The organism is Streptomyces sp. NPDC050534, assembly GCF_044457745.1.
Lineage (GTDB): Bacteria > Actinomycetota > Actinomycetes > Streptomycetales > Streptomycetaceae > Streptomyces.
On the sequence record NZ_JBITHF010000007.1, the window covers coordinates 335,543 to 355,874 of the forward strand.

Here is a 20,332-nt window from a genome sequence, read left to right on the forward strand (position 1 = left end):
GGGTCGGGAGCATGAAGATCCACGCACAAGCCCTCCTGTTCGACAACGACGGCACCCTCGTCTCCTCGCTCGACTCCGTCCACCGCTGCTGGACCCTCGCCCACGCCTGAAGGGCGTGGGGGGACCCCCATGGCCGCGGAGTACGGCATCACCCCCGAGGAGTTCGCCCGCGTCGAACTGCACGGACGGCCCGCCGCGGAGATAGCAGCCGAGCTGCTGCCCGCGCACGTCGTGCCGGAGGCCGTCGCGCGGATCGAGCAGCTGGAGGTGGAGGACGTGCCGAACGGCGGCGTCCGCCTGCTGCCCGGCACCGGGGACTTCCTGGACTCGCTGCCCACCGACCGCTGGGCCGTCGTCACCTCCGCCACCCGGCGCCCGGCCGAGGCCCGGCTCGCCGCCGTCGGCATCCTGCCCAAGATGCTGGTCGCCGCCGACGACATCACCCGCGGCAAGCCCGACCCCGAGCCCTACCTCCTGGCCCCGCGCGCCCTCGGCGCCGACCCGGCCCACGGCGCCGTCTTCGAGGACGCGCCCGCGGGGCTCACGGCCGGTCGCGCCGCCGGCATGACCACCGTGGCCTTGGCCACAACGCAAGGCCCACGAGCTCGACGCCGACCTGGTGGTCGAGGATCTCTCGGCCCTGTCCGCCCTGGTCACCGACGGGGGAGTGGAGATCTCCGTCCTCCGCTGACGGGTGTCCGCCGCCGTCCATCATGCGGACAGCGGTGGCCGGTAAGGACCGTACGTCTGGTTTACTGATCACATGACCACGACGAGCTGCCGCACTTCTGCGACCGAGGCGACCATGACGCCCGGTACTCGTTGTATGTGTCGAATGTGCGCCTTCTAGAGGGCCCCTGCACCATCCCCTGAGCCTCGCGCCCCGAAGCGAGCCGCCGTGGCATGTCCGTAGGCCGTGTGCCGTACGCGATCCAGATGCCCCGCGCACATCCTCTCTCCGTACCAGGGCACACCCACGCCCGGGTACTCGACAGTGACGGAAACCCCAGTGATCACCACATCGGGCCTGACCAAGGTCTACCGCTCACGCGGCCGTGCGGTCACCGCCCTCGACGGCGTCGATCTGCATGTCCGCGAAGGCGAGGTGTACGGCGTCATCGGCCAGTCCGGTGCCGGCAAGTCCTCGCTCATCCGCTGCGTCAATCTGCTGGAGCGCCCCACCGCCGGCACGGTGACCGTCGCCGGGCAGGACCTCACCGCGCTCGCGGGACGCGGGCCCCGCGCCGGCAAGGAGCTGCGCCGGGCGCGCAGCCGTATCGGCATGGTCTTCCAGCACTTCAACCTGCTGGCCTCACGCACGGTCCAGGACAACGTCGAACTGCCGCTGGAGATCCTCGGCACGTCCGGCCGGGAGCGCTCGCGCAAGGCGCTGGAGCTGCTGGACCTCGTCGGCCTCGCCGACAAGGCGAAGACCCACCCCGCCCAGCTCTCCGGCGGCCAGAAGCAGCGCGTCGGCATCGCCCGCGCGCTGGCCGGCGACCCCAAGGTGCTGCTCTCCGACGAGGCCACCAGCGCCCTCGACCCGGAGACCACCCGCTCCATCCTCCAACTGCTGCGCGACCTGAACCGGCAGCTGGGCCTCACCGTCCTGCTCATCACGCACGAGATGGACGTCGTGAAGTCGATCTGCGACTCGGCGGCGCTGATGGAGAACGGCCGCATCGTCGAGTCCGGGACCGTGAGCGAGCTGCTCGCCACCCCCGGCTCCGAGCTGGCCGGTGCGCTGTTCCCGGTCGGCGGCGAGGCCACCGGCGCGGACCGCACGGTCGTCGACGTCACCTTCCAGGGCGAGGCCGCGACCCAGCCCGTCATCTCGCAGCTCTCGCGCACCTACAACATCGACATATCGATCCTCGGCGCCGCCATCGACACCGTCGGCGGACTCCAGGTCGGCCGGATGCGCATCGAACTGCCCGGCCGCTACGAGGACAACGTCGTGCCGATCGGCTTCCTGCGCGAACAGGGCCTGCAGATCGATGTCGTGGGCGCTTCGGACCAGAAGTCCCTGCTGGTCAAGGAGGCCGTCAAGTGACCTGGACCGATTGGTCTGCGATGCAGCCCCTGCTGTCCCAGGCATCTTGGGACACCCTCTACATGGTCGGCTGGTCCACGCTGATCGCCGTCGTCGGCGGGCTCCCGCTCGGCATCCTGCTCGTCCTCACGGACCGCGGCGGGCTGCTGCAGAACGTCCTCGCCAACAAGGTGATCGGGCAGGTCGTGAACATCGCCCGCTCGATGCCGTTCATCATCCTCATGGTCGCGCTCATGGGCTTCACGCGCTCGATCACCGGGACGACCATCGGCCGTGAGGCCGCCATCGTGCCGCTCGCCGTCGGCGCGATCCCCTTCTTCGCGCGCCTGGTCGAGACGGCTGTCCGCGAAGTGGACGGCGGGCTGGTCGAGGCCGTGCAGTCGATGGGCGGCAACACCTGGACGATCGTCCGCAAGGTCCTGGTGCCCGAGGCCCTGCCCTCGCTGATCGCCAGCACCACGACCACGATCGTCGCCCTCATCGGCTACTCCGCGATGGCCGGCACGGTCGGCGCAGGCGGCCTCGGCGACATCGCCATCCGCTACGGCTACCAGCGCTTCGAGACCGAGCTGATGTGGATCACCGTGGCGATCCTCGCCGTGGTCATCTCGCTCATCCAGTTCGCCGGCGACTTCGCGGCCCGCTCGCTGCACAGCCGCGGCGGCCGTTCCGGCCCGGCGCCCAGGCTGCGCCTGCTGAAGGCCGAGGACCCGGCCGCGGCCGACGTCACCAAGGTCGCCTAGGCCCGTCCGGCACCCCCCTCAGACTCCCCGCACCACCAACCGCGGGGTCGCTCCACCCTTAAGGAAAGGCACTTTTCGTGCGTAACACCGCAAAGCTCACCACCGCCGTCCTCGCCGCCGGAGCCCTCACCTTCGGGCTCACCGCCTGCGGCTCGGGCTCGGAATCCACCGCGAGCTCCTCCGACTACAGCGGCCCGCTGGTCGTCGCCGCGAGCCCCACCCCGCACGCCGAGATCCTGGACTTCGTCAAGAAGAACCTGGCGAAGAAGGCCGGTCTCGACCTGGAGGTCAAGGAGTTCCAGGACTACATCGTCCCGAACACCGCGACCGAGGACGGCTCGGTGGACGCCAACTACTTCCAGAACAAGCCGTACCTCGACGACTTCAACAAGAAGCGCGGCACCCACATCGTGCCCGTCGTCACGGTCCACCTGGAGCCGCTCGGCCTCTACTCCCACAAGGTCAAGAAGGCCGACGCGCTGAAGAGCGGTGCGACGATCGCCGTCCCCAACGACGCGGTCAACGAGGCGCGCGCCCTGAAGCTGCTCGCCGCGAACGGCCTCATCACGCTCAAGGCCGGCGCGGGCACCGAGGCGACCCCGCAGGACATCGCCAAGAACCACAGGAACCTCAAGTTCAAGGAGGTCGAGGCGGCCCAGACCGCGCGCTCCCTGGACGACGTGGACGCCGCGGTCGTCAACGGCAACTACGCCATCTCCGCCGGGATCAAGCCCGCCAAGGAGGCCCTCGTCCTGGAGTCCGCGAAGAACAGCCCCTACGGCAACTTCCTCGCGGTGAAGAAGGGCAACGAGAAGGACCCGCGGGTGAAGAAGCTCGCCAAGCTCCTCACCTCGCCCGAGGTCAAGAAGTTCATCGAGGACAAGTACCAGGGGTCGGTCATCCCGTCCTTCTGAGTCGGGTCATTCTCTGCCCACCTCACGTATACGGCGTATCGCCACGCACAGGGTCCACTCGCTCACCGGGGGTGGACCCCGTCGTGCGCTTCACTGGTTTCATGCTGCATGCTGGGCAGTTCAGCAGGCACTGAAGGTTTTCCGACGGTTACGGAGCGGCGCATGACGAGCACCTTCCCCAACATCTCCATCAGCACGGAGCGGTTGGTGCTGCGTCCCCTCGACGAGGACGACGTGCCCGCACTGGCCGAGATGATGAACGACGAGCAGGTCGGCGCCTGGACGGACGTCCCCCAGCCCTACACCGAGGACCGGGCCCGCGCCTGGATCGACGACCATGCGCCCGCGGAGCGCGTCACCGGCCGCGGACTCGACCTCGCGGTCACCGAGTTCCTCACCCAGCGCCTGGTCGGCGTCGTCCAGCTCGCCAAGACCGACTGGCACGTGCGCTCCACCGAGATGTCGTACATCGTCGCCCCCTGGGCACGCGGCGAGGGCTACGCCTCGGAGGCGGCGCTCGCCACCGCACAATGGCTCCTCAGGGACCAGAAGTTCGAGCGCATCGAGCTGCGCACGGCGGCCGACAACACCGCCTCCCAGCAGGTCGCGCAGAAGATCGGCTGCATCAGCGAGGGCGTCCTGCGAGGCGCCTGCATAGCGCACGTCCGCGCCGACGACGGCACCTGGAGCGACGTACGTACCGACTACATCGTCTGGAGCCTGCTGCCCGAGGACCTCGACGGCGCCGGCGAGCAACTGGCCGACTCCGGTGGTTTCACGACCTTCCCCGACTGGAACTGAACCAAGACCGATCAGGAGCGGACGGGTGCACCGCCGGGCGTTTCCGCCGGCTCCACCAGGTACCCTCACCAAGCCCGCCCGGGCCGCCTCCGACGACCTGCGCAGAACCCCTGGAGACTGACGACGATGGCCGACCGCGTCACGGTGATCGGCTGGGACGGCTCGCCGCTGACCGCCGCCGCCCGCTCGGCTCTGGGCGCCGCCACGCTGGTGGCCGGCGCCGCCCATCACCTGGCGCTCCCCGAAGTGCCGCCGGGCGCCGAGCGCATCCGCCTCGGCAGCGTCGCCCTCGCCGCCCGCCGGATCACCGGCCACCGCGGCACCGCGGTCGTGCTGGCCGACGGCGACCCCGCGTTCTTCGGTGTCGTACGGACGCTGCGCGCACCCGAGTTCGGCCTCGAGGTCGAGGTCGTGCCCGCCGTCTCCTCGGTGGCCGCGGCCTTCGCGCGCGCCGGCATGCCCTGGGACGACGCCCTGGTGGTGGTCGCACACCGGCGCACCCTGCGACGCGCGGTGAATGTGTGCCGCGCCCACACCAAAGTCGCCGTCCTCACCTCACCGGGCGCCGGACCCGCCGAACTCGGCCTGCTCATGGAGGGTGTGCACCGCACCTTCGTCATCTGCGAGGAACTCGGCACCGAACGCGAACAGGTCACCGTCGTCACCTCCGACAAGGCCGCCGACCACACCTGGCGCGACCCGAACGTCGTCATCGTCGTCGGCGGCAATGCCGCCCTGGCGGACGGCCCCGGCTGGATCGCCGGCCGAGACCCGAGCGCCGGACCGCGCGGCTGGACACTGCCCGCCGAGTCCTACGGCGGTCTCGCGGGCGAAGGCGAACTGGAACCGCTGCGCGCGGCCCAACTCGCCCGGCTCGGCCCGCGCGTGGGCGACCTCGTGTGGGACATCGGCTGCGGCAGCGGCGCCTTCGCCACGGAGGCCGCCCGGGCCGGTGCCGGCGTGATCGCCGTCGACAGCGACCCGCGCGCCTGCGAGCGCACCGAGTCCAACGCGCGCACGTTCGGCGTGCAGCTCCAAGTCGTCCAGGGTGCCGCCCCGCACGTCCTGGAGAACCTCCCCGAGCCCGACGTCGTCCGCGTCGGGGGTGGGGGAGCGGCCGTGGTCTCCGCGGTCGCCGACCGCCGCCCGCAGCGCGTCGTCACGCACGCCGCGACCCGCGACGAGGCCGAACTGATCGGCCGGGACCTGACGGAGCACGGCTACCAGGTCGAGTGCGCGCTGCTGCAGTCCGTCGAACTCGACACCCGCGCCTGGACGGAGAAGGAGCGGAGCGTGGCGTTCTTGCTCAGCGGGGTGCTACCGGAGCGCACAACGTGAACCCGGGCGCCGTCCCAGTGATCCTGTTTTCTGCCCTACCGGTGATCCTGTAGTCGTATCGCTCGCGGTAGGCTGGCCGACCGTTGCACCGCACCGGGTGGCCCGCTTTTCGTTCGCCAATGTCCGGAAAACGCGCCCCTTTTGGGGCGGGTGTGGTACGGCAGAACCGGAGGACGCGCAACGTGGCGCAGTCCACAGCGGACCGTCACGGATCAAGCTGTCGTGACGGCGGAACGACCGGGACAATGCCACTGAATGGCTTTGTCGCCTTTTCTGGGCGGGTCGTTCGTGCCGCTGGGCACGGACGCTCGTTCTTCACTGCGGGGGCGGTCGGTGCGCCGTTCCCGAAGAGCTGGACCGAGAAGCACTAACCGATGGGCGAGGGGTACGCATGACCGACACCGGCCAGGTCCCGGGCGAAGGACTGCCGGAGAGCGCAGGCACGGTGGAGCAGCCGGGCGTCCCCCCGCACGGCGCGTACACCTACCTCTCCGAGACGACCGCGGAGGACGACGACCTGCTGTTGCTCCCGGGAGCGCAGAGCCCGTGGGGCAACGAGGTCGCCCCGCCCGCACCGGAGCCGGTCGTCGAGACCGTGCACGAGCCCGGCGCGCACGAGGCGGGCGGCCGCGACAGCGGCTCGGTGGACCTCAACGGCGTCCGCCTGCCCAACCCGGCGGCGCCGACGTCGCGCCGTCCGCTGCACCTCGGCCCGCCGATCCCCGACGCGTCGGCCAGCCCGGTCCGCTCCCTCGCCGACCGCGGCCCCGCGGGCGTGCCCGTGCGCCGGCCCGGCCCGCCGACGACCGGTCCCGAGTACTTCGACCCCCCCCAGCTCCGCGAGACGGCTCCTCAAGGCGGGGCCCCCTGGGGCGCCCAGGCCCAGGCCGCGGTGCAGGTACCGGTGGGCACGGAGGCACCGGCTGCCGAAACGGTTGTTCCGGCGGCGCAGGCGCCGGAGCCCCAACTCGCCCACGGCGTACAGGCGGCACCGGGCAACGAGATCCCGTACGAGCCGCAGCCGGCGCCCGCCGAAGGCGTGGCCCACAACCCGGAGACGGCACAGGCGGTCGCCGCCGCGTACGACCCGGAGTCCGGGCAGATCCCGGTGGGCGTGTCCGCCGTGGAGGGCGGGTATGCCGGCGGGTTCCCCGTGGGCGATTCGCCCGTGGACGGCGGGCTCGTGGCCGCGGGTGGACTGCCCGTGGACGGTGGGCCGGTGGGTGCCGGAGGACCTGTCGCGGAGGACGGGCAGGTCGCTCCCGGCGGGTCGCCCGTCGAGAACGGGCACGTCGCCTTGGGCGTGATCCCCGCGGAGAACGCGCACGTCGCCTCCGGTGAGTTCCCCGAGTCGGCCGGGTTCCCCGAGTTCCCCGCGGACGGCGGGCAGACGGCGTCGGCGGAGGCCGGCGAGCAGGTGCCTCCGGGCGCGCCCGCCGCTGAAGGCGAGCCGGCCGCTCCGGCGGAGGCCGCCGCGGACGCGGAACAGGGCGCTGCCCACGTGCCCGCCCAGGACGCCGGACAGGAGACGGCCGGCACGGTTCCGGAGCCCGGCCCGAACCCTGACGCCGTGCTCGCCGCGGAGAGTGCGCCGGCTCATGGTGCCGCGCCGCTGCCGGAGGCCACCCCCGCTCATGGAGTGATCCCGATGCTGGAGCCCGTGCAGTCCCCGGAGGCGGTGCACGCCGAGGAAGGCGTGTCCCCCGCCGAGGCCGGCCCGTCGCTCGCCGAGCCTCATGCGGCCGAGACCGCCGCGGCGCCCGAGGGTGCGCAGTTCGCGCAGCCTGTGATGCCCGGGAACGAGCACCTGCTCGGGACGCTCGCACCCGGGAGCGCCCAACTCCCGCACGCCGTCGCGTCGGAGGCCGCGCCCCTGCCGCACGCCGTCGCCCCTGCGGCCGATGCCGCGCAGGCTCCCGAAGTGGCGGCCCCGGACGCCGGTCAGGCCGCCGAAGGCATCGCGCTCGGCACGGCTGCCCCGTCCGCGATCGCCGAGCCCGCCCAGCCGGAGCCCGCCCAGTCCGAGCCCGCCCAGGCCGTGCCCGCCCAGGCCGTGCCCGCCCAGGCCGAGTCCGTACAGCCTGCCGAGGCCGGACGGGCCGCACCCGCCCAGCCCGCGGACGCCTCCGCGGACCGATCCGCGGCACCGGCCGTGGAGGCGATTGCCGCGCCCGGGCCGGCGCTTTCGGACCAGGCCCCGGCCGTGCCGGACGCGGACGTGCCGTCGCCCGCCGACGCACCGCCGGCGCCCGCCGCCGACCAGGCCCTTCCCACCGTGCTCCCCGCGCCCCCGGCCCCGGAGGCGACCGCCCCGGCCGGTGCCGGCGTACCGGCGGAGCAGCCGCACCTCGCCGAGGCGCCGGCCCCGGCCCCCGGGACCGAGGCCGCCGACGCCGGTACGGACGCCCTCCGGCCGCCCGCCGTGGACGAGCCCACAGGCCAGTTCGTGCCGGTCGACGGCTCCGTGCCGACGACCCCGCACCTCGCCCCGACCCCGCCGCACGCCCTGATCCTCCCCGTGGAGGAGGAGCAGGCGCCGGAGCCGGTCGCCATGGTTCCGGCCCCGCGGGAGGCCGACTCCGGACTCGTACAGAACGCCGAGGACCTGGACACCAGGGCCGCCGACCAGGAGGAAGAGGGCACGCCCGCGGTGGAAGAGGCACCACAGTCCACCGGTCCTGCCGCGCCCGCCTACGACGACGCCGAGCGCGAGGCCGTCCTGAAGGTCATGCGCGAGCGCCGCGACATCCGCAACGGCTTCCGCAGCGACCCCATCCCGCACGAGGTGCTGCTCCGCGTCCTGGAGGCCGCCCACACCGCCCCGTCCGTCGGCCACTCGCAGCCCTGGGACTTCGTCGTCATCCGCTCCGCCGACACCCGGCGCAGCATGCACGAACTGGCCATGCGCCAGCGCGACGCCTACGCCAAGTCCCTCCCCAAGGGCCGGGCGAAGCAGTTCAAGGAACTGAAGATCGAGGCCATCCTCGACACCCCGGTGAACATCGTCGTCACCGCCGACCCGACCCGCGGCGGCCGCCACACCCTCGGCCGGCACACCCAGCCGCAGATGGCGCCCTACTCCGCCGCGCTCGCCGTCGAGAACCTCTGGCTCGCCGCCCGCGCCGAGGGCCTCGGCGTCGGCTGGGTCAGCTTCTTCGACGAGCGGGAGATGGTCCGCGCGCTGGGGCTGCCCGATCACCTCGAGGTCATCGCCTACCTGTGCGTGGGCTACGTCGACGAGTTCCCGGACGAGCCCGAGCTGATGCAGGCCGGCTGGTCCAAGCGCCGCCCCCTGTCGTGGGTCGTGCACGAGGAGACGTACGGCCGCCGCGCCCTGCCCGGCGAGGAGCCGCACGACCTGCTCGCCGAGACCGTCGCCCAGATCCGCCCGCTGGACGCCAAGGCGCTCGGCGAGGCCTGGGAGCGGCAGAAGCGGATGACCAAGCCGGCCGGCGCGCTCGGCATGCTGGAGATCATCTCCGCGCAGCTGTCCGGGCTCTCGCGGCAGTGCCCGCCGCCGATCCCGGAGCCCGCGGCCGTCGCGATCTTCGCCGGCGACCACGGCGTGCACGCCCAGGGCGTCACCCCCTGGCCGCAGGAGGTGACGGCCCAGATGGTCGCCAACTTCCTGGGCGGCGGCGCGGTCTGCAACGCGTTCGCGGGCCAGGTGGGCGCCGAGGTGTGCGTGGTGGACGTCGGTGTCGCGACCGACCTGCCGGCCACCCCCGGCCTGCTGCCCCGCAAGGTCCGCGCGGGCACCTCCGACATGACCACCGGCCCCGCCATGAGCCGCGAGGAGGCCAAGCAGGCCATCGAGGTGGGCATCGAGACGGCCCGCGACCTGGTGGCGGCCGGCAACAAGGCGCTGCTGACGGGCGAGATGGGCATCGCCAACACCACGGCGTCCGCGGCGCTCATCTCGGTCTTCACGGACACCGACCCCGCCGACGTCACCGGCCGCGGCACCGGCATCAACGACGAGACGCTGGCCCGCAAGACCGAGGTCGTGCGCCGGGCCATCGAGGTCCACCAGCCGGACCCGGCCGACCCCATCGGCGTCCTCGCCGCGATCGGCGGCTTCGAGCACGCCGCGATGGTCGGCCTGCTCCTCGGCGGCGCCTCCCTGCGCACGCCGGTGATCCTGGACGGCGTCAGCGCCGGTGCCGCCGCGCTGGTGGCCCGCGCGATCGCCCCCGAGGTCCTCGCGGCCTGCATCGCGGGCCACCGCAGCGCCGAGCCCGGCCATGTGGCGGCGCTGAACAAGCTGGGCCTGCGCCCGCTGGTCGACCTCGACCTCCGCCTCGGCGAGGGCACGGGCGCGCTCCTCGCCCTGCCGCTGGTGCAGAGCACCGCACGGGCCATGCACGAGGTGGCGACGTTCGACTCTGCGGGCGTCACCGAGAAGTAGTCCGGGACCGGGGCGGGAAACGCACCCCTGCGTGCACCCCGCCCCGGCCGTACGCTGAACCCACTTCTAAAATCCGCACGTCAGGGCTGCTCCAGCGCCGTAGCGCCCATCGCACAGCCAGGACGAGGAGCCGCACCTCATGGCCGAACATCCCGCCTATCCCGTAGGCCTCCGCCTCACCGGCCGCAAAGTGGTCGTCCTCGGCGGCGGCCAGGTCGCCCAGCGGCGGCTCCCGGCCCTGATCGCAGCGGGTGCGGACGTCCTTCTCGTCTCTCCCGAGGCGACCCCGTCGGTCGAGGCCATGGCGGACGCCGGTGAGTTCACCTGGCTGCGGCGCAGGTACGCCGACGGCGACCTGTCGGACGCCTGGTACGCCCTGATCGCCACCAGCGACCACGAGGCCAACACCGCCGCCTCCGCGGAGGCCGAGCGGAACCGCGTCTGGTGCGTGCGCTCCGACGACGCCGACGCGGCCACCGCCTGGACCCCGGCCACCGGCACCAGCGAGGGCGTGACGATCGCCGTCCTCACCAGCCGCGCCCGCGGCCGCGACCCCCGCCACACCGCCGCCATCCGCGACGCGGTCGTCGAGGGCCTGCACGACGGCACCCTCGTCGCCCCCCACTACCGCACCCGCACACCGGGCGTCGCCCTCGTCGGCGGCGGCCCCGGTGACCCGGACCTGATCACGGTCCGCGGCCGCCGTCTGCTCGCCGAGGCCGACGTGGTCATCACCGACCACCTGGGCCCCCGTGACCTGCTCGCCGAGCTGCCCGCGAGTGTCGAGGTCATCGACGCGGCGAAGCTGCCGTACGGCCGCTTCATGGCCCAAGAGGCCATCAACGACGCACTGATCGAACACGCCAAGCAGGGCAAGTCGGTCGTACGGCTCAAGGGCGGCGACCCGTTCGTCTACGGCCGCGGGATGGAGGAGGTCCAGGCGCTCGCCGAGGCCGGCATCCCGTGCACGGTCGTCCCGGGCATCTCCAGTTCGATCTCGGTGCCGGGCGCGGCCGGCATCCCGGTCACCCACCGGGGCGTCGCGCACGAGTTCACGGTGGTCAGCGGGCACATCGCCCCCGACGACGAGCGCTCCCTGGTCGACTGGCCCTCGCTGGCCAAGCTGACCGGCACGCTCGTGATCCTCATGGGCGTCGGCACGATCGGGAAGGTCGCCGAGACCCTCGTCGCCCACGGCAAGTCCCCGGACACCCCTGTCGCCGCGGTCCAGGAGGGCACGACGGCCGGCCAGCGCCGGGTCGACGCGACGCTGGCCACGATCGCCGAGGCGGTGCGCATCCACGAGGTGAAGGCCCCGTCGGTCATCGTCATCGGCGAGGTCGTCGGCGTGGGCCCGCGGCCTGCCGAGTAACCCCGGGTAACACAACCCCGTTCCAGCCGTTGGCACCACACCCAGGACAAGGCAGTATCACCCTGTGGCCGATCTCATCACCGTTGAGGATCCCGACGACCCGCGCCTGCGCGACTACACGGGCCTGACCGACGTCGAGTTGCGCCGCAAGCGCGAACCCGCCGAGGGCCTGTTCATCGCGGAGGGCGAGAAGGTCATCCGCCGTGCCAAGGGCGCCGGGTACGAGATGCGCTCGATGCTGCTGTCCGCGAAGTGGGTCGACGTCATGCGCGACGTCATCGACGAGCTCCCGGCCCCGGTGTACGCGGTCAGCCCGGAGCTCGCCGAGCAGGTCACCGGTTACCACGTGCACCGCGGCGCGCTCGCCTCCATGCAGCGCAAGCCGCTGCCGACCGCGGACGAACTCCTGCAGACCACCCGCAGGGTCGTGGTCATGGAGTCGGTCAACGACCACACCAACATCGGCGCGATCTTCCGCTCCGCCGCCGCCCTCGGCATGGACGCGGTCCTCCTCTCCCCGGACTGCGCGGACCCCCTCTACCGCCGTAGCGTCAAGGTCTCGATGGGCGCGGTCTTCTCCGTCCCGTACGCCCGCCTCGACTCCTGGCCCAGAAGCCTGGAGTCGGTCCGCGAGGCCGGCTTCTCCCTCCTCGCGCTCACCCCGGACGAGAAGGCCAAGTCCCTCGACGAGGCCGCCCCGCACAAGATGGACCGCGTCGCCCTGATGCTGGGCGCCGAGGGCGACGGCCTGTCCACCCAGGCACTGGTCGCCGCCGACGAATGGGTCCGCATCCCGATGTCTCACGGCGTGGACTCCCTCAACGTGGGCGCGGCGGCCGCCGTCGCCTTCTACGCGGTGGCCACCGGCCGCCCCGAGGCCCCGTAGGAGCCCGGGTGGAACAGCGCGAGGCGATCGTCGCGGTGGTGCGCCGGGCCGGCCGGGTGCTCGCCGTCCGGCGCGGCCCGACCGTCTCCCGCCCCGGCTACTGGCAGCCCCTCAGCGGCAAGGTCGAACCGGGGGAGACCCAGGCGCAGGCCGTGGTCCGGGAGGTCCTCGAGGAGGTGGGCCTCACCGTCTCCGCGGGCGCCAAGGTCTGGGAGTCGGAGACCGACGACGGCCACTTCCGCCTCCACTGGTGGACGGCGGACGGGGACCGCGGCGAGGTGGTGCCCGACCTCGTCGAGGTGGCCGAGGCCCGCTGGGTCACCCCGGAGGAGTTCCTGGCACTCGACCCGATCTTCGACGGCGACCGGGAGTTCTTCGACGTGATCCTGCCGAACCTCTGACGCCCTCGCCCGCCGTCCGGTCATTCCGCCACGGCGCGGTCCTGCTCCACCTGCTGCTGGTGCTGCTGCCGTACGACCCCGTGGTCGCCGCCCAGCCCGCGCGACGGCCCCTCGCAGCCCTGGGCCGCGGCGATGCCGAGTGCCACGAGCAGCGTCACGACGACGAAGACGAAGAGCCGCTGCCGCAGCAGCCGCGGATTGGCGGGCCGGCGCCCCGTCCCCGTGGTTCTGGGCCCCGGCCGGCCGGTACCGCTGCGCGGCGCGGGGCGGCTGCCCGTCGCCGGCCGGTTCGTGTTCCGCGCGGAGGGCGTGGGCCGGGACCCCGGGCGCTGGGACGCCGGACCACCGCGCGGAGCGCTGCCACCCCGCGAGGGAGCGGCCCCGCCCCGCGCGGACGAGGGCCCGCGTGATCCCGTGGACGTGCCCCGGGAGGGCGGATTCCCCTGCGAACCCGGCGGGCGGCGGTGCTCGCGCTGCTGCTCCGGGTAGGTGTCGGCGAGCCGCCCCGTGGGCCGGTCCGCCTCACCGGTGCGCGGCGCGGGCGGACGAGCGTCGGCCAGCCCCTGCGTCTCGCGGGCGGCGATCTCCTTGAGCCGCAGCGACAGCTGGAGCGTGCTGGGCCGCTCCTCGGGGTCCTTGGCGAGACAGGCGCGCAGCAGCGGGGCCAGCGCGTCGGGAACGCCGTGCAGCTGCGCTTCCTCGTGGACGACGCGGTACAGCATCACCTCGGAACTGCCGTGCCCGAAGGGCGAGTCGGCCATGGAGGAGTACGCCAGCGTCGCACCGAGGGAGAAGACGTCGGTGGCGGGCGTGACGGCGGCCCCGCGCACCTGCTCCGGTGCCAGGAAGCCGGGAGAGCCGACAGCCGTACCGACATGCGTGAGGGTCGAGGCCCCGGTGGCCCAGGCGATGCCGAAGTCGATGATCCGCGGCCCCTTCGGGGACAGCAGGATGTTGGACGGCTTCAGGTCCCGGTGCACGACCCCCGCCTCGTGCACGGCGACGAGCCCCTCGGACAGGGCGGCGCCCACGGCCGCGACGTCGGCCGCGCTCAGCGGTCCCCCGTCGGCCACCTTGTCGTGCAGCGAGGGCCCGGGCACGTACTGCGTGGCGAACCACGGCCGGTCCGCCTCCAGATCGGCGGCGACGAGCCGCGCCGTGCATCCACCCCTGATCCGCCGGGCCGCCGAGACCTCACGCGCGAACCGCGACCGAAACTCCTGGTCCTCCGCCAGATCCGGCCGGATGACCTTCAGCGCGACACGCTGCCCCTTCTTGTCGGAGCCCAGGTATACGACGCCCATCCCGCCCGCGCCGAGCCGCCTGTGAAGCCTGAACGAGCCGACGACGCGCGGGTCCTCGCGCCTCAGGCGCATCATCGCCATGTTCATCCCCGCTGCCCGGTCCGTGTGACGTGGCACAGCTTACGTTTCCACGGCCGCCCGCGCGCAGAGGCCGCGCCCTCTCGGCCCGACGGATTGTCAGTGCCGGGTGCGAAAATTGAAGAGTGGTCAGGGAGCGCCTGAACTGGGGGACTTTGCCCCTGTCATGATCCCAACCACCCACCGAAGAAGGGGGATTGAACCCGTGAAGGGTGATCGCGTGGAGATAGTGGTGGACGCGGGGGACACGACCCGCACCTACGAGGTGGTGGCGAGCAGAGCGGGCCGCAGGGTGGAGACCGCGGTCCGCCGAGGAGTCGTCGAAGTGAGCGAAGTCACCCGCAGCGGCTCCGTCGTCCGTACGGCCCGTTTCATGGCGAACCGGGTCCTGGCCCTGGTCGAACAGCCGATCCCCAGGGAGGACGGCTCGGAAAAGGCGGGGCACACCGGGCGCCCCCTCCGGGAAGACCCTGAGACCTAGGTCCACGTCTCCACCCAGGGGAGTACGCAGCAGGTCACTGCTCATCCTCCGGGAGGCCCGGCAATCGGTACGAGGGCATGACGTGCGGCGAGGCCCGCACGCCTAGATTTGAGGTCAAGCGGCGGGTGCAGCACTCGTCCCCCGAGGTCAGACACCCGCCGCTGCCAACGACAACTGAGAACGGTCAGGAGAGGGACCATGGCCCACACGGCACCGCGGACACTGATCCGCACACAGGAGCGGTTCACGTTCCGCCGCCGCACCGGCCGCCGCCACCCCCTGGTGGCGACACTCATGGTCCTTCCCCTGGCGGCCCTGCTCTTCTTCGTCTTCGACGGCTGGGAGACAGTGGCCACACAGGCGTCGTCCGTGGGAGTGATGCTGGGGCGCTGAGCGGCGACCCCAGGCCCGGAAGAGCGGTCCGGGCGGGGACATCCACCCATGAAACCCCGTGGGGACGGGGGTGCGGCGGACGGCAAAAATGCCGGCGCAGCTGGGGAGCTGCGCCGGCATTGCCGTGTCCGCCTCCGCTCTCCAGCCGTCATCAGGGCTCTGCCCCGCAGAACCTTGGTCACCCGGCGGCCCGATCGCCGTACCCTCGCGTGAGACCCCGCACCGCCCCAGGGAGCCCCGTGTCCACACTCCCCTTGCTCTCGGCGCTCACCGCCAGAGCCACGGCCACAGCACACGCGCGCACCACCACCTGCCCCTGCGGAGCGGCCACCCTCGCCCACCGCCCGGACGCCACCGTCGTCCGCCACGCGGACACCGTCGCCAAGGCCCACGCCCCCGGCACCCCCATCTCCGGCCTCACCCCCCGCCTCACCACCGCGACCCACCTCCCCGGCATCCTCCTGCCCCCGCTCAGCCCGGCCCCCGTCGAGCTGGACCCGCACGGCCGCCTCGTCACGTTCTGGCCCTACGGCACCCCCGTCGACCCGGACACCCCGGACGCCGCCCCCTGGGAACCCGCGGCCACCCTTCTCGCCCGCCTCCACCGCACCCCGGCCCCGGCCCCCCTGCCCCCCATGCGGGGCCCCGCCAAGGCGGCCCGAGCCATAACCCGGCTCACCACGGCGGCTCCCACGCACCCCGCCACGCCCTCCGTGCTGCGGGCCTGGTCCGCCCTCCCCGCCTGGGCGCGCGCGGAGGCCCCCATGCCGGACACCCGCACCCTCTGCCACGGCGACCTCCACCTCGGCCAGCTCGTCCGCCACCCGGCCCCCGACGGCCCCTGGCTGCTCATCGACGTCGACGACCTCGGCACCGGCGTCCCCGCCTGGGACCTGGCCCGCCCCGCGGCCTGGTACGCCTGCGGCCTCCTCCCGCCCGACGAATGGACCCGCTTCCTCGCCGCCTACCGCGCGGCCGGCGGCCCGGCCGTCCCGGCCGACGGCGACCCCTGGCCCGCCCTGGACGTCCCGGCCCGCGCCCTCACCGTGCAGACGGCCGCCCGCGCCGTCGCCAAGGCGGTGACGGAGGACCGCCCCCTGGACGAGGTCGAAGTATCCGTGATCGACGCATGTGCCCGAATGACCTCCGTCCCGCCGGAGTTGAGCCCGGGTTGTGCGAAGTAAGGTGCAACCGACCGCAGCCGGACAGAGTCTGTCCTGGCGTAACACGAAGCAGGACCGACCGGCGAGGAGTTGAGCCGACCATGCAGTGTCCGAAGTGCCATGCGCCGATGCACACGTACAACCGCAACGGTGTTCAGATCGAGCAGTGCAGCGGCTGCCGAGGGATCTTCCTCGACTACGGCGAGCTGGAGGCGCTGACCCGCCTGGAGGGCCAGTGGTCCCAGCCCGCGCCGCCGCCCCAGGGCGTCCCGCAGGCGTACCCGACCCCGCCCGCGCCCGCCTGGGGTGCCCAGCACGGCGGCCACGGCGGTGGGCACTACGGCGGCCACCACGGCAGCCATCACCGGCACAAGAGCTTCGGCCACATGCTGTTCTCCAGCTGACGCCGGCCGGACGACGAAGAAGCCCCCGGCCGTACGAGACGGCCGGGGGCTTCGGTGTGTGGACGATACTGGGATTGAACCAGTGACCTCTTCCGTGTCAGGGAAGCGCTCTCCCGCTGAGCTAATCGTCCTCGGGACCACGACCCGCAGGTCGTGGGTGCTGCGTGCGCGATACTGGGATTGAACCAGTGACCTCTTCCGTGTCAGGGAAGCGCTCTCCCGCTGAGCTAATCGCGCGGGGGATCCGAAGATCCGGTGGACGATACTGGGATTGAACCAGTGACCTCTTCCGTGTCAGGGAAGCGCTCTCCCGCTGAGCTAATCGTCCTTGGAGGTGGAGACGGGATTTGAACCCGTGTAGACGGCTTTGCAGGCCGTTGCCTCGCCTCTCGGCCACTCCACCAGGAGTGCGGGGGTCGGGAAGATCCCCTCGATCCTTCGAGCGGACGACGAGGCTCGAACTCGCGACCTCAACCTTGGCAAGGTTGCGCTCTACCAACTGAGCTACGTCCGCCTGTCGTTTCGGTCGGCTTCCGCGTCCCGGCGACGTGGTGAACTCTAGCGGATTCCGGGGCCAGTACAAAAACGCGTTTGCGCAGCGTGATGCCCTGCACCTGCTCAGGGACATGGCGGGGGTCCCCGAACGGTCATGGCCGGGTCACCTTCACGACACCCGCCCTAGACTCGGCTGCGTGCTCGACCTGCCCCCTCTCGCCCGCTTCGGCGACCGCGTCGCCACCGGGCTCCTCGACGTCACCGGCGACCCCGCCGCCCTCGACTCCACCGGCTTCTGGGCCGTCGTGGCGGACTTCGAGGGCCCGCTGACCTGCGCCCGCTTCAGGGACGTACGCGAGGAGCCCGTGCCCGCGCCGGTCCCGGGGGAGTGGCGGGGACCTGCCGTCGGTGACTGGACGTCCTCGCTCGACCGCGAGGCGTACACGGCGGGCGTGCGCCGGATCCGCGAGCACATAGCGGCCGGCGAGGTCTACCAGGCGAACCTCTGCCGGGTGCTCTCCGCGCCCGTGGCCGCCGGCGCCGACGTGGACGCCCTGACCGCCGTGCTGGCGCGCGGCAACCCGGCGCCGTACGCAGGAACGATCCGGCTGCCCGGGCACGGCATCGAGACGGCGACGGCCTCGCCCGAACTCTTCCTCCGGCGCGACGGCCGCGTCGTCGAGTCCGGGCCGATCAAGGGCACCGGGCGCACCGAGGCGGACCTGCTGGACAAGGACTACGCCGAGAACGTGATGATCGTGGACCTGGTCCGCAACGACATCGGGCGGGTCTGCGCCACCGGCACCGTCACCGTCCCCGACCTGTGCGCCGTGGAGAAGCACCCGGGGCTCGTCCACCTCGTCTCCACGGTCCGCGGCGAGCTGCGCGAGGGCACGGGCTGGCCGGAGCTGCTCGACGCCACCTTCCCGCCCGGCTCGGTCACCGGCGCCCCCAAGTCCAGCGCCCTGCGGATCATCGACGCCCTGGAGACCGCGCCGCGCGGCCCGTACTGCGGCGGCATCGGCTGGGTCGACGCCGACCGCGGGACCGCCGAGCTGGCCGTCGGCATCCGTACCTTCTGGATCGACCGCGCACAGGGTGTGCTGCGCTTCGGCACCGGGGCCGGCATCACCTGGGGCTCCGACCCCGAGGCCGAGTGGCGCGAGACCGAGCTGAAGGCAGCCCGGCTGCTCGCGGTAGCGTCGGGGACGTACGCGGTGAGTGGAGAGGGAATCACGATGTGCGGTGCCGACCCGGGGGACACCCCCCGGACCCCCGGCCGATCCGAATCACCCGGCGCAGACTTGCGAGGTAGGAAGCAGTGAAGCTCTGGCTCGACGGCGGGCTGCAGGACATCGAGACCGCCCGCGTCTCCGTCTTCGACCACGGGCTGACCGTGGGCGACGGCATCTTCGAGACGGTGAAGGCGGTGGACGGCAGGCCGTTCGCGCTGACCCGGCACCTCGACCGGCTGACCCGCTCCGCGCGCGGCCTCGGCCTGCCCGACCCCGATCACGAGGAGATCCGGCGGGCCTGCGCGGCCGTCCTGGAGGCCAACCCGATGGCCTACGGCCGGCTGCGCGTCACCTACACCGGCGGCCACGGCCCCCTCGGCTCCGACCGCGGCGAGCACGGCCCGACGCTCGTCGTGGCCCTCGGCGAGGCCACCCGCCGCCCCGCCTCCACCGCGGTGATCACGGTCCCGTGGACGCGCAACGAACGCGGCGCGCTGGCCGGCCTGAAGACGACCTCGTACGCCGAGAACGTCGTCGCCCTCGCGCGCGCCCACCAACACGGCGCGTCCGAGGCCCTGTTCGCGAACACGGTCGGGCAGCTGTGCGAGGGCACCGGCTCCAACGTCTTCGTGGTCCTCGACGGCGAGATCCACACCCCGCCGGTCGCCTCCGGCTGCCTCGCGGGCATCACGCGCGCGCTGGTGGCCGAGTGGACCGGCGCGAAGGAGACCGACCTGCCGCTGGACGTCCTGGAGCGCGCCGACGAGGTCTTCCTCACCTCCTCGCTGCGGGACATCCAGGCCGTGCACCGCGTCGACGACCGCGAACTGCCCGGCGCGCCGGGCCCGGTGACCGCCAAGGCCGTGCGGATCTTCGACGAGATGTCCGGGCACGACCAAGATCCGTAAGAGCACGCGAAAACCGGCTGACACGAGGGGGCGCGGCGGGTAGAACACCCCTGATGACCACGACCCTGCGGCCGACCGAGCCGCTCCAGCGCGCCGCCGACGGGACACGTTCACGCCGCTTCCAGGTGTGCGTGAACAGCCGCCCCGTCGGCACCGTCCGCCTCGCCACCCTGCCCCAGTTCGGCGACTCCGTGGCCCGCATCCTCGATCTGCGCATCGAGGAGCCGGACCGCCGCCGAGGCCGGGGCACCGTGGCCGCGCTCGCCGCGGAGGAGGTGGCGCGCGGCTGGGGATGCCGGCAGATCGAGGCGCTGGTGCCCGCCGGCGCCGATGACGCGCTGCGGCTCGTCGACGCGCTCGGGTACGTCCACCGCAACCGCGGCATGGAGAAGCAGCTCGGCGACACCCCGCCCCGCCTGCCGGCCGGGAGCCTCGGCCGCCCCATGACCGAGGCCGAGTACGAGACGTGGATCGCCGGGGAGACCGAGGCGTACGCGCGCGTGTGGATCGAGCGGGACGTGCCCGAGGCCGTCGCGCACGAGATGTCCCGGCGCGGCCACGCGACACTCCTGCCGCAGGGGCTCACCACCGAGGGCATGCGCTTCACCGTGCTCGAGCACGAGGGCGCCCGGGTGGGCACCCTCTGGGTGGCCCTGACCGAGGACAAGGCATACGTCTACGACGTCGAGGCCGACGCCGCCCACCGCGGCCACGGACACGGCCGCTCGCTCATGCTCCTGGCGGAGGCCCAGGCGATCGCCGCCGGCCGGCGCGTCCTCGGCCTCAACGTGTTCGCGGGCAACACCCCGGCGGAGCGGCTCTACGAGTCACTCGGCTACGAGACGACGCGCCACGTCCTCTACAAGACCCTGCTCTGACACAAGGCTCTGCTCAGGCACAAGGCTCTAATCCGGCACAAGGCTCTGCTCAGGCACAAGGCTCTGCTCAGGGACTC

Annotated in this window: 17 protein-coding genes, 5 tRNA genes and 1 pseudogene; 17 read left to right on the forward strand and 6 right to left on the reverse strand. The window is 72.7% G+C overall.

Annotated elements, in window-relative coordinates; translation table 11 throughout:
- Positions 1-11 precede the first annotated feature (11 nt).
- The 10 genes and pseudogenes from ACIBN2_RS24375 (at position 12) to ACIBN2_RS24420 (ending at position 12,916) form a co-directional block, all read left to right on the forward strand.
- Positions 12-691 (forward strand): annotated as a pseudogene (locus ACIBN2_RS24375) (HAD-IA family hydrolase).
- 318 nt (positions 692-1,009) lie between these two features.
- Positions 1,010-2,053: a methionine ABC transporter ATP-binding protein gene (locus ACIBN2_RS24380; RefSeq protein WP_399137173.1), complete on the forward strand. Its 1,044-nt coding sequence runs from the start codon at positions 1,010-1,012 to the stop codon at positions 2,051-2,053.
- Positions 2,054-2,073: 20 nt separating this feature from the next.
- Complete coding sequence (locus tag ACIBN2_RS24385) at positions 2,074-2,796, forward strand: methionine ABC transporter permease (RefSeq protein WP_399137464.1); 723 nt, start codon at positions 2,074-2,076, stop codon at positions 2,794-2,796.
- 77 nt (positions 2,797-2,873) lie between these two features.
- On the forward strand, positions 2,874-3,710 hold the full coding sequence (locus ACIBN2_RS24390) for a MetQ/NlpA family ABC transporter substrate-binding protein (RefSeq protein WP_399137175.1): 837 nt from the start codon (positions 2,874-2,876) through the stop codon (positions 3,708-3,710).
- A gap of 162 nt (positions 3,711-3,872) precedes the next feature.
- The gene (locus tag ACIBN2_RS24395) at positions 3,873-4,511 is read left to right on the forward strand and encodes a GNAT family N-acetyltransferase (protein ID WP_399137177.1); all 639 of its coding nucleotides are present in this window, start codon (positions 3,873-3,875) and stop codon (positions 4,509-4,511) included.
- 126 nt (positions 4,512-4,637) lie between these two features.
- Entirely contained in the window at positions 4,638-5,849 is a 1,212-nt protein-coding gene (cbiE, locus tag ACIBN2_RS24400) for a precorrin-6y C5,15-methyltransferase (decarboxylating) subunit CbiE (protein ID WP_399137179.1), read from the forward strand.
- Positions 5,850-6,240: 391 nt separating this feature from the next.
- Positions 6,241-10,257 carry a nicotinate-nucleotide--dimethylbenzimidazole phosphoribosyltransferase gene (cobT, locus tag ACIBN2_RS24405; RefSeq protein WP_399137181.1) on the forward strand — a complete coding sequence of 1,339 codons (4,017 nt, stop codon included), beginning with the start codon at positions 6,241-6,243 and terminating at the stop codon, positions 10,255-10,257.
- 139 nt (positions 10,258-10,396) lie between these two features.
- Positions 10,397-11,629 (forward strand): uroporphyrinogen-III C-methyltransferase, encoded by a 1,233-nt coding sequence (gene cobA / locus ACIBN2_RS24410; RefSeq protein ID WP_399137182.1) that lies wholly within the window; start codon positions 10,397-10,399, stop codon positions 11,627-11,629.
- Between the two features lie 64 nt (positions 11,630-11,693).
- Positions 11,694-12,515, forward strand: coding sequence for a TrmH family RNA methyltransferase (locus ACIBN2_RS24415; RefSeq protein ID WP_399137183.1), 822 nt, complete (start codon positions 11,694-11,696; stop codon positions 12,513-12,515).
- 8 nt (positions 12,516-12,523) lie between these two features.
- Entirely contained in the window at positions 12,524-12,916 is a 393-nt protein-coding gene (locus tag ACIBN2_RS24420; RefSeq protein WP_399137184.1) for an NUDIX domain-containing protein, read from the forward strand.
- Positions 12,917-12,936: 20 nt separating this feature from the next.
- Here ACIBN2_RS24420 and ACIBN2_RS24425 read toward each other — a convergent pair whose 3' ends face one another.
- Positions 12,937-14,307: a protein kinase gene (locus ACIBN2_RS24425; protein WP_399137466.1), complete on the reverse strand. Its 1,371-nt coding sequence runs from the start codon at positions 14,305-14,307 to the stop codon at positions 12,937-12,939.
- A 196-nt stretch (positions 14,308-14,503) separates the two neighbouring features.
- On the opposite strand from ACIBN2_RS24425, the gene ACIBN2_RS24430 reads away from it, so the two are divergent.
- The 4 genes from ACIBN2_RS24430 (at position 14,504) to ACIBN2_RS24445 (ending at position 16,739) form a co-directional block, all read left to right on the forward strand.
- A complete protein-coding gene (locus ACIBN2_RS24430; protein WP_399137187.1) occupies positions 14,504-14,779 on the forward strand; it encodes a hypothetical protein in 276 nt (91 codons plus the stop codon).
- 198 nt (positions 14,780-14,977) lie between these two features.
- Entirely contained in the window at positions 14,978-15,172 is a 195-nt protein-coding gene (locus ACIBN2_RS24435) for a hypothetical protein (RefSeq protein WP_399137188.1), read from the forward strand.
- Between the two features lie 239 nt (positions 15,173-15,411).
- Entirely contained in the window at positions 15,412-16,356 is a 945-nt protein-coding gene (locus tag ACIBN2_RS24440; protein ID WP_399137190.1) for a phosphotransferase family protein, read from the forward strand.
- Positions 16,357-16,436: 80 nt separating this feature from the next.
- The gene (locus ACIBN2_RS24445; protein WP_399137192.1) at positions 16,437-16,739 is read left to right on the forward strand and encodes a zf-TFIIB domain-containing protein; all 303 of its coding nucleotides are present in this window, start codon (positions 16,437-16,439) and stop codon (positions 16,737-16,739) included.
- 59 nt (positions 16,740-16,798) lie between these two features.
- Here the strand turns inward: ACIBN2_RS24445 and ACIBN2_RS24450 are convergent.
- From ACIBN2_RS24450 to ACIBN2_RS24470, 5 genes are all read right to left on the reverse strand, one after another.
- Positions 16,799-16,870 (reverse strand) — tRNA-Val (locus tag ACIBN2_RS24450).
- A 34-nt stretch (positions 16,871-16,904) separates the two neighbouring features.
- Positions 16,905-16,976, reverse strand: a tRNA-Val gene (locus ACIBN2_RS24455).
- A 19-nt stretch (positions 16,977-16,995) separates the two neighbouring features.
- Positions 16,996-17,067: transfer RNA gene (locus tag ACIBN2_RS24460), tRNA-Val, on the reverse strand.
- A gap of 1 nt (position 17,068) precedes the next feature.
- A tRNA-Cys gene (locus tag ACIBN2_RS24465) sits at positions 17,069-17,142 on the reverse strand.
- A 38-nt stretch (positions 17,143-17,180) separates the two neighbouring features.
- Positions 17,181-17,253, reverse strand: a tRNA-Gly gene (locus ACIBN2_RS24470).
- A 178-nt stretch (positions 17,254-17,431) separates the two neighbouring features.
- On the opposite strand from ACIBN2_RS24470, the gene ACIBN2_RS24475 reads away from it, so the two are divergent.
- The 3 genes from ACIBN2_RS24475 to ACIBN2_RS24485 are packed head-to-tail and all read left to right on the forward strand — an operon-like array spanning position 17,432 to position 20,255.
- A complete protein-coding gene (locus tag ACIBN2_RS24475) occupies positions 17,432-18,559 on the forward strand; it encodes a chorismate-binding protein (protein WP_399137194.1) in 1,128 nt (375 codons plus the stop codon).
- Positions 18,556-19,377 carry an aminotransferase class IV gene (locus tag ACIBN2_RS24480; RefSeq protein ID WP_399137196.1) on the forward strand — a complete coding sequence of 274 codons (822 nt, stop codon included), beginning with the start codon at positions 18,556-18,558 and terminating at the stop codon, positions 19,375-19,377. Before ACIBN2_RS24475 ends, ACIBN2_RS24480 begins: the two co-directional genes overlap by 4 nt.
- 53 nt (positions 19,378-19,430) lie before the next feature.
- Positions 19,431-20,255 carry a GNAT family N-acetyltransferase gene (locus ACIBN2_RS24485; RefSeq protein WP_399137198.1) on the forward strand — a complete coding sequence of 275 codons (825 nt, stop codon included), beginning with the start codon at positions 19,431-19,433 and terminating at the stop codon, positions 20,253-20,255.
- Positions 20,256-20,332 lie beyond the last annotated feature (77 nt).